Raw genomic sequence first — 14057 nt, 5'->3', positions numbered from 1 at the left:
GGTGCGGCGGGCGGGCGTGCCGGAGGGCGTGACCGGCGCGGAACGTCCCGGCGCGGCGGTGCCTGCCCGCCGGGCGCCCTCTCCCGCTACGGGGTTCGGGGTGGCGCGGTCCGGCTACCAGCCGCGCCCTCAACTGCCCCCCACCGGAGCCCATCCAGCGGGACCGTCGCCCACGGGCGGACCTTGGTCACCGCCGGGTGCCCTCGGCGGGGCGGTGCCCGGCGCCGAGGCGCGGCGCCTGCCGGCCGCACCCGGCCGTTCGACGTCGGCTCCCGGCAACGGGCCACGAACGGAGGGCGCCCACCGTACTCCCGGCGGCGTCCCGGCGTCGCCCGGCGCGGGTCGCCCGATCCCCGGGCGCGGAGGAGTCCCGACCCACGCGGACGGGTGGACGGAACCCCGCCCGACCGCGAGCGGGGGAAGGCGGCCCGAGGGCGCCCACCAACTCCCCGGCGGCTCCCCCGTACCCCCGGACGCTCGGCGCCCGAACCCCCGGCACGGCGGCGCCCCGACCCGCGCGGACGCGCGACCCGCACCCGGCTCGACCACCGCGGACAGAAACCGAACCGAAGGCCGCGAGCAGCCCCCCGGCGTCTCTCCCGCACGTCCTGGTGGGGCGGGCCCGACCTCCGGTCGCGGAGAAGGCGCGCCGCTCAACAGGGACGGCAGGACGGCAGGCCGCCCGGTTCCCGCCCCTGCCGCCCTAGGAAGGGGAGCTGAAGGCGACCCTCGACTGCCCAGCGGCTACCCAGTGCCGCCCGGCGGGGCACGCTCGGCCCCCGGGCGCGGGCCCACGCCGCTTGCTTCGGAGGGGCCGGCCGCCTCCGGGGGGCGCACGGGTTACCCCGTCTCCCCCGAGCCGCGCCGCAGGCCCTACGACGGGCGCCCGGCCGCCGACGGGGCTCGGCCGCCCATCACTCCGGGCCAACGGCCCACCCCCGACGGCATCCGTTCCCCCGGCGCGTCCGGCCCCCGGCCGACCACAGGCACTCGGGTGCCGCCTACCGCCGACTTCCGGCCGACCACAGGTACCCGAATACCGCCCGCCGCCGACTTCCGGCCGACCACGGGTACCCGGGTGCCGCCCACCTCCAGCCCTCGACCGACCACCGGCACCCATGTACCGCCCACCCCCGGCCCCCGGCCGACCACCAGTACCCGAATACCGCCCGGTTCCGGACTTGCGTCGGGGGCCTCGGGGGCGCGGGCTCGGCTCATGCCCGCGCCTCGGCGGGGCGTCGAGGCGGCGGGGGGTGGTGAACGGGGGCGTGCGGCCGGGCCGTCGGACGCCGGACCGTTCCGGACCGGAGACGAGGGGCGACCCGGGCCGGGCCGGGTGGACGCACCGCTGTACGTCGACCGGGTGCGGCTGCTGCTCTCGCCCAAGGCGCGCAGGCTGCCCGAGGGACCACGGGTCACGTTGACCACCGGTTCGGCGCGGACCTTCGTCGCGCCGCGGAGCCCCCGGGTCACCATCACCATCCGGCCGGTCCCGGGCGGCTCCGGCAAGCGGGGCGGTACGTCATGAGCGCCGTACGGGAGTTGCAGGCGCGGCGGCTCGCCGGGACCGTCGTCACGGACGACGACGCCGAGATCGTCGTGTACGCGCACGGGTCGCCGGACGCCGAGGCAACGGTGGTCCTCTCGCACGGGTGGACCATGTCCGCCCTCGAATGGCGGCCGCACATCGAGGCGTTGACCCGGCCCCGGCCCGGCTTCCCCGCGCTGCGGGCGGTCAGCTACGACCAGCGCGGGCACGGCCGCTCGACCCGTGGGGACGCGCCGTTGGACATGGCACTGCTCGGACGGGACCTCGACCTCGTCCTGCGCCGGGCGACGAACCCCGACGACGGTCCCGTACTGCTCGTCGGGCACTCCATGGGCGGGATGGCCGTACAGCAACTGGCCGCGGCCCGGCCGGAGATGTTCGGTCCGTGGGTGTCCGGCGCCGCGCTGTTCTCGACGTGCGTGCAGGACGTGGGCGCGGTGCCGTTCGTGCCCGAGGGCCGGGGCGCGCAGCGCCGGGCGCAGGCCGAACGGATCGTCGTGGACGGCCTGTTGCGCTCGGCCGGCTGGGCCAGGACCGTGCACCGGCTGCTCACCGGACCGCTCTCGCACCCCTCGACGGCCCCGCTGTGGAACGTCCTGTTCGGGCGGGGCCCGCAGACCGACCACGCCCGGGCCGACGCCCACGCGCTGCGCACCATCCCCCCACTGACCGTCGCCGAGTTCTTCGCCGCGCTGGCCACGCACGACTGTGTGGGCCGGCTCGGCGCGCTCAGCCGGGTGCCGACCCGGATCCTGGTCGGCGCCCTCGACAGCTACACACCACCCGGCCAGGCCCTGCGCCTGGCCGACGACATCCCGGGGGCGACCCTGCACACCGTGCCGAAACAGGGCCATGACCTGCCGTACGAGCGCCCGGTGCTGGTCGTGGAGACCGTGCACGCGCTCCTGCGCGACCTACGACAACGCGGCGAGTCCGCCCCGGGCGCGCCCCGGGAACTCGCCCTCGACTCCGGAGCGGAACGATGAACCGGCCGCCCATGGACCCCGCCACGGACGACGGTCTGCGCCTCGATGTGCTCAGGGCGCGGCGGATCGTGGTGAAGGTGGGTTCGTCCTCACTGACGACGGCGGTGGGCGGGCTGGACTCCGACCGCGTGGACGCCCTCGTCGACGTGCTGGCCCGCACCATCGCCGGCGGCACCGAGATCGTGCTGGTCTCCTCGGGCGCCATCGCCGCGGGACTGGCGCCCCTGGGGCTGGCCGAGCGCCCGCAGGACCTGGCGGGGCAGCAGGCCGCCGCCTGTGTGGGCCAGGGCCTGCTGGTGGCCCGGTACACGGCTTCGTTCGCCCGCTACGGGCTGCGGGTCGGCCAGGTCCTGCTGACCGCCGACGACATCGGCCGCCGCGCCCAGTACCGCAACGCCTACCGGGCGCTGACCAAGGTGCTGTCGATGGGCGCGGTGCCGATCGTCAACGAGAACGACACGGTGGCGACGTCCGAGATCCGGTTCGGTGACAACGACCGCCTCGCCGCGCTCGTCTCCCATCTGGTCCGCGCCGACCTGCTGGTGCTGCTGTCCGACATCGACGGGCTGTACGACGGCGACCCGAGGCGGCCCGGAGCGCGGCTCCTGACCGATGTGCACGGACAACAGGACCTCGCGGAGGTGGAGTTGGGCGACGCGGGCAGCTCGGGCGTCGGCACCGGCGGGATGAAGACCAAGGTGGAGGCCGCGCGCATCGCGACCGGCGCGGGCGTCCCGGTGGTGCTCACCGCCGCCCGGCACGCCGCCGACGCGCTGGCCGGCCGGGAGACGGGCACGCTCTTCCACCGCACCGGGGACCGCAACTCCGACCATCTGCTGTGGCTGGAGCACGCCAGCAGCCCGCGCGGCACGGTGCAGTTGACCACGGACGCGGTGCACGCCCTGGTCCACGGGCGGGGCGCGCTTCCGGCGACGGGGGTGACCCGCGTCGCGGGCCAGTTCGTGGCGGGCGACCCGGTGGAACTCCTCGACGAGGAGGGAAACGTGGTCGCCCGCGGCCTCGCCTCGATCGCCTTCCAGGAACTGTCGCTGCTGCGCGGGCGTTCCGGCCGGGAGGTGGTGCACCAGGACGACCTGGTCCTCCTCCCGGCGGCCGCCCGCACCGCCTTCCCCTCGCAGTTGCGCCGGCAGGTGAACGTACGGGTGCTGCCCGCGCGGGAGTTCGCGGCGCGGGACGCCGGCGGTCCCGGTTTCTGAGCCCGGCACACGTTCACGGGGCGGCGCCCGTCGGGAAGTCCGACGGGCGCCGCCCCGTGAGCGGCCCCGTGAGCGGCTCGCTCAGTCGATGCTGCGCACGATGTGCAGTTCGGCAGGGTCGTCGTCCACCCCCGCCAGGCCGAGCGGCGGGGCGGGAGCGGCCCGCAGGCGCACCCGCCGTGACTCGTGCCGGTACACGAGCCGGCCCGCCGGCTTGGTCTTGGTGATGATGCGGATCTGCATGAACGGACCTCCCGTCCGGGGCAGCGGGGCGGGCGGTCCGCCCCTGGTGTGCCCGTCGCCCACCAGGACGTACTTGGTGGTGGTCAGCGCGGTCGAGCCGATGGGCCCGCGCGCGTGCAGCTTCTGGGTGGAGACGCCGAGTTCAGCCCGCAGCCGTGCCCGAGCCGGCCGGGGCGGCGCCCACGGGATCCGGTCGGGCCGCTGCGAGCGGAGGTCAACTGGTCTACTGCTGGGTCAGGTTGCCCTGCCTCGTGGGCGGAGACGGGGTCACGTCGGTGGGCGGCCAGGATGTCGGCGGGGGCGACGGTCAGCCTTCGGGCGACGGCGAGCAGGGCGGTGTTGCGCGGGTCACCGGAGGTGGCGGCAGGAAGCCGGGCGGCGGCCCGAGAGGCCGGGGCAGCGGCCCGCACGTGTCCTTCGCGCGCCGGTTCCGGCTCCGTGGGAGCGGCCGGGGCACCGACGGGGACCGCGACGGTCACCCCTCACCGCCGTCTCCCGCCATGGCCTCGGCCTCGGCCACGGGCGGCGCCGGCTCGGTCCCCGACAGCTCCGCCAGCATCACCCAGGCAAGCGCCTCGGCCTCGTCCGGATGAACGGTGAGACCAGAACCCGTGCCACTCATAGGGACTCCCTGTGGTGTACGACCGCCGCGGCACACGGCGAGAGCGGTGAACTCAACGCTCGGTGAACTCACCTCGTCCGAGCGTCGCACGGCCCGACAACCCCGACAAGAGCCGCAGTTCCGGGCCCCGAGCGACCCTGGGCCGAGCCTTGAGCGACCCTCCACGACGCCGCCTCCTGCGGGCTCTGAGCCGTGATCGACCGGAGCCGGCGGGAGCGGGCGCCCTCCCACCGGCCCGGTCGCCGCCCCGACCGGAACACGCCCTGCCGAAGCGACCGGCCTCCCGGCCCACCGTCACCCGTGGTGCGGTGCGCGCGGTCGCGGGGGTGCGACCTGCCGGTCGCGGCTCACACCAGGAGTGGGCTCCCGCGAGGGCCCGTCCATGGGAGCAACCCCGGCAGGGCGTCGACGCCGAAGCCCTCGGTCGCCACCGCCTGCGCCGGACCGCAGCCGCCGACTCTCACGCGACCGGCGAGCCCTATCTGCCACCCACCGTGGGCACCCACCGCGGGCACCCGGGCCCGCGTAGCCCACCCCCACAGCCACCCACTCCACCCGGCCCACCGGACCCATCGGGCCCACCCCCACGAAGGCCCGGGTTGCGCAGCCGTCGCCTCGCGACCCCCGTACGCCCCAAGTCACCGCCCCACAAACGCCCGTTCGGCACGTGCGGTCGCGGCCGGAGTCTGCCGGGGTGCCATCGCGACCCCAACCACGCTCCCCCAACGGCCGGTTCACTACCGGCGCGACTCCGCACCGGCCCCCGCCCCCACCGCGACCGCCGTCGATCTCCGCAGCCGTATGCCCCAGAAGTGACCACCGGGCGCGGCGACCTGAGGTCGGGCGCCCTCGGGTGCGCCGTGCGTCTCGGCGCGCGCGAGGACGAACACGCCCCGCCCCGCGGCGAGCGCGGCGGCCACTCCGGCGGCCACCGTCAACGGGCCCGTGGCGTACCGGTCGCCCAGCACCGCCGCTCCGATCACCACGGCGAACACGGGGTTGACCAGGGTGACCGTGGCCAGCGGGGCCTCCAGCCCGCCCCGGTAGGCGAGTTGGCACAGCAGCAGGCCGGCGGGGGCGAGGAACAGCACCCCGCCGGCGACCAGGAGGGTCGAGGCGAAGGTACCGCTGCCCGCGCCGGTCACCTGGAGCACGGCGGTCTGCGCCAGCGCCGAAGCGGCGGCGAAGGCGATGCCCGCGGCGGCCGCGTGACACAGGCTGGCCGCCGCCACGCTCCGGCTGACCGCTGCCGCGACGACCGGAACTCCCATGCCGGCCGCGGTCAGGAGCACCACACCGACCAGCTCGCCCGAGTCGAGCGGGCGGCTCTCCCCGGCGGACGGCACCAGCGCGAGCAGCCCCACGACCCCCGCCACGGTCAGTCCCGTCGCCGACCACTGGGCCGGAGTCATCCGCTGCCGCAGCACGACCGAGGACAGCAGCGGGGCGGCGACGAGCGTCAGCACTCCGAGCATCTGCACGGTGACCAGGGACCCATAGCGCAGCGCGGCGGTGTGCAGCACGGCGCCCAGGACGTTGAGGAGGACGGCGACCCACCAGGACGCGGACCGCCGCAGGCCCACGCCGAGGGGGCCGGTGGCCCGGAGCGCGGCGAGGCGCTGCCCGACGGCGGCGGCCGCGTACGCCAACGCCGAGGCCGTACCGAGCACGAGAACCGAGAACACGGTGTTCACGACGTCCTTTCACCGCGCCTGGCACGGAACACGTTATTTCACTGCCTGTTGAAGTCTACGGGTGCTGAATTAGGGCCCGCAACCAGCACATCCGTGCGCCCGAGCCCACCCCGCGAACGCGGCGACCACCCGGCCACGCCGGTTCGAGACGGACTCCATCCGCCGTCCACGGGGATTCCTGCCGCGGCACCTACCCTCACCGCACTCACCAGCCCGGCAACGCCACCTGGACCACGGAGAGTCAGTCATGACGTACGTCATCGCCCAGCCCTGCGTCGACCTGAAGGACAAGGCCTGCGTCGACGAGTGCCCCGTCGACTGCATCTACGAAGGCCGGCGGAAGATGTACATCAACCCCGACGAATGTGTCGACTGCGGTGCCTGCGAACCCGTCTGCCCCGTCGAGGCGATCTTCTTCGAGGACGACGTGCCCGGCGAGTGGGCGGCCTTCCGCAAGGCCGACACGGAGTTCTTCGCCGAGCTGGGCTCCCCCGGCGGGGCGTCCAACCTCGACGGCGCGCAGGACGACCACCCCGTGGTGGCCGAGCTGCCGGTGTCGGCCACTCCGTGACGAACGGGTGAGTTCGGCGGCCGTCCGCCCGGCCCTCGTTGACCTTCGCCCGCCACCTCCATAGCTTGTGCCCGCCTGACATCACGTCAGCGAAGGGTGTGCCGAGGAGAGGGGCGGGACGTGCGGCTGAGTCTTCGGGGCGCGGGGGTCGTGTGCGCGCTGATCGCGGGACTGTTGCCGGTCTCGGCGGCAACCGCCTCGGCGACCGCAACCGCCTCGGCAACCACGGCCGCTTCGGCGGCCGCGGCCACTGCGGCCGCTGCGGGGACTGCGGCCACCGCCGCCGAGCCGCTCCCCCTGGCTCGGTATTTCGACAACACCGCGGTCAGCGACGACGCGCGCCCCGAGGAGGCCGACTTCGACGGCTCGGGTGCCTCCCTGTCGGCCCAGGACCTGGCCGCCGCCGGCTGGCACCCGGGCCGGACGCTGTCCGTCCAGGGCGCCCCGCTGACCTGGCCCGACCGTGCGCCGGGCGAACCCGACAACGTCCTCGCCGACGGCCAGGACGTCCTGGTCGGCGGCCGGGGCGACGCGCTGGCCTTCCTCGTCGCGGGCACCGCCGGCGCCGAGACGGGCGGTTTGGGCACGGTCGCCTACACCGACGGCGGGCAGAGCCCGTACCCGCTGAGCGCCCCCGACTGGCGCACCGGCTCGCTCGCCACCAAGGCCCTGGCCCTCCCGCACATCAACACCCCCGACGGCCCGCGTGCCGAGAAGGCCCGCCTGTACGTGGTGACGGTGCCGCTCGCCGCCGACCGCGAGGTGGCCTCGGTACGGCTGCCGCGCGCGGCCGGGCTGCATGTCTTCGCCGTCGCGGTGCGTACCACCACCTCCGGCTGGACCGGCAGTTGGTCCGCCGCGACCGGCGGGTACGCCACCGTGGGCCCCTGGACGGACCGGACGCTGCGGCTGGTCGTGCACACCTCGGTGGGCGGGCCGCGGGTCCGGGTGCGGTTCGACAACACCTTCGCGGGGGCGCCGGTGCGCATCGGGGCGGCCACGGTGGCGGTGCAGGGGTCCGGTGCGGTACCGCTGAGCGCACCGGCGCCGCTGACCTTCGGCGGCACCGCGGGCACCGAGATCGCCGCGGGCGCCCAGGTGTTCAGCGATCCGCTCGGCTTCGAGGTGCCCGCCGACGCCAACCTGCTGGTCAGCTTCCATCTGCCCGGAACCGTCACGGCGGCGCCGGTGCACCGGGTCGCACAGCAGCGCTCGTACGTCAGCGAACCGGGCGACCACGCGGCCGACGCGACCGGCTCGGCGTACACCTCGACGCTGACGACCTGGCCGCTGCTCGCCGGGGTGGACGTGCCCGGCGGGCCCGGGTCGGTGGCGCTGCTCGGCGACTCGATCACCGACGGGAACAGGTCCACCACCGACGCCAACCGCCGCTGGCCGAACGTACTCGCCTCCCGGCTGCTCGGTCAGCGCGAAGTACCCCACTACGGCGTGCTCAACCTCGGGCTCTCCGGCAACCGGGTGGTCACCGACGGCTACCCCGGGGACGGTGTCTCCACCGACCTGTCCGGGGTCAGCGCCCTCAACCGCTTCGACCGCGACGTCCTCGCCCGGCCCTCGGTGCGTACGGCGGTGGTGTTCCTGGGCATCAACGACGTCCGCTGGGGAGCCGGCTCGGAGCAGGTCGTGTCGGGCCTGCGCAGGCTCGCGCAGCTCGGACACGCGAGGGGTCTGCGCATGCTGGTGGCCACGCTCGTGCCCTGCGAGGGCGAGGCACGGTGCACGGCCGCCGTGGACGCGGAGCGGGCCGAGGTGAACGCGTGGATCCGGAACTCCTCGGGCGACTTCGACGGGATCCTCGACTTCGACGCCGTCCTGCGCGACCCCGCGCACCCGGCCCGGATGCTGCCCCGGTACGACAGCGGCGACCATCTGCACCCCGGCGACGCGGGGCTCGCCGCGCTCGCCGGGTCGGTCGACCTGCGCGCGCTGGAACCGGGCGGGTCCGGCCGCTTCTAGGGCTCCCGCGTGCCAGGTCCCCGCGTTCCAGGCCCCCGCGTGCTGCCGGGGTGCCGCGCGCTGCCGGGCGGATGCCCGCGCTAGACGTCCAGGTCCACGACGACCGGCGCGTGGTCCGAGGCGCCCTTGCCCTTGCGCTCCTCACGGTCCACGTAGCTGTCCTTGACGGCCTTCGCGAACGGCTCGTTGCCGTAGACGAGGTCGATGCGCATGCCGCGGTTCTTGGGGAAGCAGAGCTGGCGGTAGTCCCAGTAGGTGTAGGGGTGGTCGTACTTCAGGGGGCGGGGCACGACGTCCGACAGGCCCGCCTCGCGCAGCGACGCCAGGGCGGCCCGCTCGGCGGGGGTGACATGGGTGAGGCCCTCGAAGGCGGCCGCGTCGTAGACGTCGTCGTCCGTCGGCGCCACGTTGTAGTCGCCCAGCACCGCGAAGGGGCGGCCACCGGCCGCGTCACCGGCGACCGCCGCTCTCAGGGCCTCGAACCACTGGAGCTTGTAGGCGTAGTGCGGGTGGTCGACCTCGCGGCCGTTGGGCACGTACACCGACCAGACGCGGACCGGGCCGCAGGTCGCGGAGAGGGCACGGGGCTCGACCGAGCCGTCGTAGCCCGGGTCGCCGGGCAGGCCCTTGACGACGTCCTCGATGCCGACGCGGGAGATCACCGCCACGCCGTTCCACCGGCCCGTGGCGTTGACCGCCGACTCGTAGCCCAGCTCACGCAGCTGTTCGGTCGGGAAGGCGTCCTCGGCGACCTTGGCCTCCTGGAGGCACAGCACATCGGTGCCGCTGCTCTCCAGCCAGGCCAGCAGCCTCGGCAGGCGTGCGGTGATCGAGTTCACGTTCCAGGTCGCGATGCGCATGTCCCACAACCTACCCGGCGCCACTGACAATCAGAGAGACGCGCTCTGCCCGGGGGCCAGCCGCAGGTGCTCGGTGCCGCCCAGGGCGCCGATCTGGTTGTCGTAGATCGGCCGGGCGAGGTCGGTGAGCAGGGCGTCGTGGATGTCGTAGGCGCGCTGCGGCTTGACCTCGCGGACGTAGTCGATCACCTCGGAGATCTTGCTCCAGGGGGCCATCACCGGGAGCAGCAGCGTCTGGACCGGGTGGCCGGGGACGGTCAGGGCGTCACCGGGGTGGAAGACCCGGCCGCCGTCGACGAGGTAGCCGACGTTGGTGATGCGCGGGATGTCGGGGTGGATGACCGCGTGCAGCTCGCCGTGGACCTGGACGTCGAAACCTGCGGCCGTGAAGGTGTCGCCGTGGCCGACGGTGTGCACACGGCCCGGGAAGGCCGCCGAGACACGGTCGGCGACCGACTTCAGGGTCCAGATCTCGGCGGCCGGGTTCGCCTCCAGGGCGGTGCGCAGACGCTCCTCGTGGAAGTGGTCGGGGTGCTCGTGGGTGACCAGGATCGCGTCGGCGCCGGCGGCGGCGTCCTCCTCGCTGAAGACGCCGGGGTCGAGGACGAGCGTGCGCCCGTCCTTCTCCAGACGGACGCAGGCGTGCGACTTCTTCGTGAACCTCATGCCACCATCCTGCCTCCGCGCCCCGGCGCCGGCTCACTCGGTGGGGGTGGTCTCCTCGCGGATGACCTGCTGGGCCACGCTGAACGCGCTGTTCGCCGCCGGTACGCCGCAGTAGACGGCGGCCTGGAGCAGCACTTCCTTGATCTCCACCGGGGTCAGGCCGTTGCGCAGCGCGGCCCGGGTGTGGAAGGCCAGCTCCTCCAGGTGACCGCCCGCGACCAGGGCGGTGAGGGTGACACAGCTGCGCGAGCGGCGGTCCAGGCCGGGGCGGTCCCAGATCTCGCCCCAGGCGTAGCGGGTCACGAACTCCTGGAAGTCGCCCGAGAACTCGTCGGCCTGCGACAGCGCCCGGTCGACGTGCGCGTCCCCGAGGACCTCCCGGCGCACCTTGATCCCGGCGTCGTAGGGGTCGGGCCGCCCGCCCGCCAAGGGGACGGGCACGGGGGCCGGGGCGATCTCCGCGATGGGCGCGGGCTGCGGCGGCACCGGGACCGCGGCGACCGGCACCGGGGCGGTCGCGGGCACCGGCTTCGCGGCGTGCGCGGGCAGGGCGACCTGGCCGGTGGAGGAGTCGTAGGCGGGCTGCCAGGCCGTCGAGAAGTGCCGGACCAGCAGATCGGTGACGGCGGCCGGCTGCTCGACCGGCACCAGGTGGGACGCGCCCGGGACGACGGCGAGCCGGGCGTCCGGGATCCCGGCGACCAGGGTGCGGGCCTCGGCGGGGCCGGTGACCTGGTCCTCGGAGCCCACCAGGACCAGGGTGGGCGCCCCGACACGGGTCAGTTCGGCCCGCACGTCGAAGGCGGCCAGTGCCTCGCAGGCGGCGATGTAGCAGCCGGGGTCGGTGGTGCGCACCATCTGTACGGCCCAGTCGGTGATGGCGGGCTGGGCGGCGGCGAAGCCGTGGGTGAACCAGCGCTCGGGCGAGGTCCTGGCGATGGGGTCGAGGCCGTTGGTACGGACGATCACGCCGCGCTGGCGGAACTCGTCGGCGGTGCCGAAGCGGGGCGAGGCGGCGATCAGCGCGAGGGAGGCGAGCCGCTCCGGGTGACGCAGCGCCAGCTCCACACCGACGCCGCCGCCGAGGGCGCAGCCGGCGTAGCCGAAGCGCTGCACGCCGAGTCCGTCCAGGGTGGCGAGCAGCCGCTCGGCGATCTCGGCGACCGAACCCGCGGGGTACGCGGGCGCGCCGCCGTGACCGGGCAGGTCGAACCGGAAGATCCGCCACTGCTGCGTCAGCTCGGGGACCTGCCGGTCCCACATGTGCCAGGTGGTGCCCAGGGAGGGGCCCAGGATCAGCACAGGTGCGTCCTCGGGCCCGTCAAAGCGGTATTGCAGGGTGTTCGGTGGTGTCTCACTCACCCGCTCACGCTCCCACATCTCACGTCCCGCGCGGGAAGGGGGTTGGGAGACTCGCGAAACCTCCCCATGTGCGGGGGTCGGCTGGTACACGGTGGTACGCGACGGTCGTGATCGCCCCGGCGTCGGCGGGAACGGTATCCGGATCAGCCCGGACCGGGAGGCGGACCACTGGCAGTCCCCGTGAACATCGTCGAGGGCGCGGAGCACCCGGCCGGCACCGGCACCGGGATCGGCATCGGGATCGGCATCGGCATCGGCATCGGCGAGAACGACCAGGACGTCCGCGGCTTCCGTCCCCGGGAGGTGTCACTGCAACCGGCCGTCCGTGGCTCTCACGGTCCGTCCGGGCCGCCCAGGCCGGTCAGGGCGCCGACCGGATCGGGGTCGGGGGTGCCTCGGGGCCACCAGTTGTCGTGACCCGGCTCCGACTCGTACGCGTACCAGAGGCCGTCGCGGCCCAGGCGGAGCTGTACATGGCCGCGGGGGTGGGTGAGGTGGTTGCGCCAGGGGCGGAAGGCGGGGAGGTCGGCGGCGAGGAGGAGCGGGCGGGCCCGGTCGAAGCGGCCGGCCGGCGGGTCCCAGGGTTCCTCCAGTACGGCGAGGCCCTCCGGTCCGCCCTGGCGCCAGGCGGCGACCGCCCGTGCCAGCTCGGCGGGGGTGCGGTCGGCGGCCGCGGCCAGCGAGGCGTACAGGGCGCGGGTTCCCGCGGTGAGGCCCGACCCCGGGCGGGCGGCGGCCAGCCGTACGGCGTCCTGCCACAGCGTGAGTTCCGCCAGCGGGTCGCGGCCGGTGGCGAGCAGGGCGTGGGCGCGGGCGGCCGCGTCCGTCGCCAGCTGGTCCAGCGCGAACGGGTCCGGCCCGCCCGGCGCCGCAGGGTACACGGGCGGCTGCTCGGGGTGCGGCGGTACCGGCAGCGGCGCGGGCAGCGGCGGGAGTCGGCGGGGTGCGAGGGCCTCGCTCGCCCGTACGCCCGGCAGGGGCTCCGGTTCCCGGTCCTGGGCGGCGCGGGCCGCGCGGGTGGCGCTGAGACGGGAGAGGGCGTCGAGGAGTTCGCGTTCACCCCTGCCACGGAGCAGGAGCAGTACGAAGGGGTCGGCGTCGAGCAGCCGTGCCGTCTGGTAGCACAGGGCTGCCGCGTGTTTGCAGGGGTGCCCCGAGTCCGGGCAGCTGCATCGTGGGTCCAGGTCCCGCGGGCCCGGCAGCAGGGGCACTCCGCCTTCGGCCAGGGAGTGCGGCATCTCCTTGTCGAGCAGCGCGGCGATGTGCCCCGGCCGCTCGGCGGCGGCGTCCAGGAACCGCTCCCAGTCGGCGTCGTCGAGCGTCCGCAGCCGCACCTGTACGCGGTACGGCCGGGGGCGGCTGCCCTGTACGTAGGCGAGGACGAGTCCGGGCGTGACCGTGATGGCGTCGACGTGCCCCTGCTCCGCGTAGGCACGCCCGCGTGCGAGTCGTCCTGCGTCCAGCGCGCCCTCCTCCAGCGCCGCCACCCAGGCGTTTCCCCACCAGGTCTCGGCGAACCCGGCGTCGCCGGCTCCCCGGGCGGGGAAGGCGGGGAAGGTGCGCCGCTGCTCCCCGTCCCGGGAGGGGGCGGCCATGGAACGGGGCACGCGGGAAGCAGCCGGGCCGTCCGGACCGGTGGACGTGTCGGCGGGGCGGCCGCTGTGCTCGGCTGCGACCCGGTCGGGGGTTCGCGGCCTCCACTCCGGCTCGGGAGGTGTGGGGTGCCCGGCTGCGACACGGGCTGCCTCGAAGGCGTCGGGCCCGAGCGGCCGAGGTTCGGCGGCAGCGGCCGGGGTACGCGTCGCCGACGCCCGTGGTCCCGGCGTGCCGGGCTGCGCGGGCCCACCGCCCGGCTCCGCGCCCACGCCGCCTGACACTTCGAGCGGCTCTGCGTCCTCGGTCGCGGTCGCGGCCCCTGCGACCGGCTCCGTGTCCGGCGGCAACCGGAAGGCGTCGGCGAGGAGTTCGCGCAGGGCGCGTGCGCGGGCGGCGGAGGTGTCGTTGCGAGGCGGGCGCTGGGGGCGGGGAACAGTGCGGGACGGCTGCGGGCCCGCGTCGCTCCGGTGTCTGTCCCTGCGCGCCGCCCGCAGCGCCTCGCGGGCCACGTCCGCCGGGCGGGAGCGGGTGGGGTCGCTGGGCTGCGGGGCGGAGCCCGCTTCCCCGGCGTCCGGGGAAGGCCCGTCGGACGCCCCGCCAGTGGAAGCCGGACGGCGCAGCGCCCCGCGCGCCACGTCCGAAGTACGAGACGGCGTCGATTCGCTCGCCTCCCCCAACTCCTCGGTCCCCGAAGCAGACCCGGCCGACGCCCCG

General features: G+C 75.3%; 12 protein-coding genes. 5 read left to right on the top strand and 7 right to left on the bottom strand.

Annotation, left to right across the window (positions count from 1 at the left end; all coding sequences use genetic code 11):
- The first annotated feature begins 1336 nt into the window (after window positions 1-1336).
- Genes AB0E07_RS22500 through proB form a run of 3 tightly spaced genes read left to right on the top strand, consistent with a single transcriptional unit; the run spans window position 1337 to window position 3752 of the window.
- Window positions 1337-1528: a hypothetical protein gene (locus AB0E07_RS22500; protein ID WP_362254993.1), complete on the top strand. Its 192-nt coding sequence runs from the start codon at window positions 1337-1339 to the stop codon at window positions 1526-1528.
- Window positions 1525-2535: an alpha/beta hydrolase gene (locus tag AB0E07_RS22495; protein WP_362254828.1), complete on the top strand. Its 1011-nt coding sequence runs from the start codon at window positions 1525-1527 to the stop codon at window positions 2533-2535. Before AB0E07_RS22500 ends, AB0E07_RS22495 begins: the two co-directional genes overlap by 4 nt.
- Entirely contained in the window at window positions 2532-3752 is a 1221-nt protein-coding gene (proB, locus tag AB0E07_RS22490) for a glutamate 5-kinase (protein WP_362254825.1), read from the top strand. Before AB0E07_RS22495 ends, proB begins: the two co-directional genes overlap by 4 nt.
- An 81-nt stretch (window positions 3753-3833) precedes the next feature.
- Here proB and AB0E07_RS22485 read toward each other — a convergent pair whose 3' ends face one another.
- The 3 genes from AB0E07_RS22485 to AB0E07_RS22475 all read right to left on the bottom strand — a co-directional run bounded on the left by AB0E07_RS22485 (window position 3834) and on the right by AB0E07_RS22475 (window position 6311).
- Window positions 3834-3995, bottom strand: coding sequence for a hypothetical protein (locus tag AB0E07_RS22485; protein WP_351925005.1), 162 nt, complete (start codon window positions 3993-3995; stop codon window positions 3834-3836).
- Between the two features lie 475 nt (window positions 3996-4470).
- Complete coding sequence (locus AB0E07_RS22480) at window positions 4471-4617, bottom strand: hypothetical protein (RefSeq protein WP_362254821.1); 147 nt, start codon at window positions 4615-4617, stop codon at window positions 4471-4473.
- 737 nt (window positions 4618-5354) lie between these two features.
- On the bottom strand, window positions 5355-6311 hold the full coding sequence (locus tag AB0E07_RS22475) for a hypothetical protein (protein ID WP_362254818.1): 957 nt from the start codon (window positions 6309-6311) through the stop codon (window positions 5355-5357).
- 247 nt (window positions 6312-6558) lie between these two features.
- Here AB0E07_RS22475 and fdxA point away from each other — a divergent pair, with 247 nt between their 5' ends.
- Both fdxA and AB0E07_RS22465 read left to right on the top strand, forming a co-directional pair.
- Entirely contained in the window at window positions 6559-6882 is a 324-nt protein-coding gene (fdxA, locus tag AB0E07_RS22470; protein ID WP_362254815.1) for a ferredoxin, read from the top strand.
- Window positions 6883-7008: 126 nt separating this feature from the next.
- On the top strand, window positions 7009-8859 hold the full coding sequence (locus AB0E07_RS22465; RefSeq protein WP_362254980.1) for an SGNH/GDSL hydrolase family protein: 1851 nt from the start codon (window positions 7009-7011) through the stop codon (window positions 8857-8859).
- Window positions 8860-8939: 80 nt separating this feature from the next.
- Here AB0E07_RS22465 and AB0E07_RS22460 read toward each other — a convergent pair whose 3' ends face one another.
- The 4 genes from AB0E07_RS22460 to AB0E07_RS22445 form a co-directional block, all read right to left on the bottom strand.
- A complete protein-coding gene (locus tag AB0E07_RS22460) occupies window positions 8940-9719 on the bottom strand; it encodes an exodeoxyribonuclease III (protein ID WP_362254812.1) in 780 nt (259 codons plus the stop codon).
- A gap of 30 nt (window positions 9720-9749) precedes the next feature.
- A complete protein-coding gene (locus tag AB0E07_RS22455; protein WP_362254808.1) occupies window positions 9750-10385 on the bottom strand; it encodes an MBL fold metallo-hydrolase in 636 nt (211 codons plus the stop codon).
- Between the two features lie 33 nt (window positions 10386-10418).
- Complete coding sequence (pcaC, locus tag AB0E07_RS22450; RefSeq protein ID WP_362254805.1) at window positions 10419-11747, bottom strand: 4-carboxymuconolactone decarboxylase; 1329 nt, start codon at window positions 11745-11747, stop codon at window positions 10419-10421.
- A 332-nt stretch (window positions 11748-12079) separates the two neighbouring features.
- Entirely contained in the window at window positions 12080-13978 is a 1899-nt protein-coding gene (locus tag AB0E07_RS22445) for an SWIM zinc finger family protein (RefSeq protein ID WP_362254978.1), read from the bottom strand.
- Window positions 13979-14057: the final 79 nt, after the last annotated feature.

Source organism: Streptomyces sp. NPDC048002, from assembly GCF_040653275.1.
In the GTDB taxonomy this organism is placed as follows: Bacteria; Actinomycetota; Actinomycetes; order Streptomycetales; family Streptomycetaceae; genus Streptomyces.
The sequence above is the reverse complement of the archived record's forward strand: the minus strand, read 5'-3'. Positions and strand labels throughout refer to the sequence as shown.

Excerpts from the sequence above, each read along its gene's own strand:
- AB0E07_RS22495 (WP_362254828.1), top strand. The coding sequence starts at position 1,525 with ATGAGCGCCGTACGGGAGTTGCAGGCGCGGCGGCTCGCCGGGACCGTC.
- proB (WP_362254825.1), top strand. The coding sequence starts at position 2,532 with ATGAACCGGCCGCCCATGGACCCCGCCACGGACGACGGTCTGCGCCTC.
- AB0E07_RS22485 (WP_351925005.1), bottom strand. The coding sequence starts at position 3,995 with ATGCAGATCCGCATCATCACCAAGACCAAGCCGGCGGGCCGGCTCGTG.
- AB0E07_RS22480 (WP_362254821.1), bottom strand. The coding sequence starts at position 4,617 with ATGAGTGGCACGGGTTCTGGTCTCACCGTTCATCCGGACGAGGCCGAG.
- fdxA (WP_362254815.1), top strand. The coding sequence starts at position 6,559 with ATGACGTACGTCATCGCCCAGCCCTGCGTCGACCTGAAGGACAAGGCC.
- AB0E07_RS22460 (WP_362254812.1), bottom strand. The coding sequence starts at position 9,719 with ATGCGCATCGCGACCTGGAACGTGAACTCGATCACCGCACGCCTGCCG.
- AB0E07_RS22455 (WP_362254808.1), bottom strand. The coding sequence starts at position 10,385 with ATGAGGTTCACGAAGAAGTCGCACGCCTGCGTCCGTCTGGAGAAGGAC.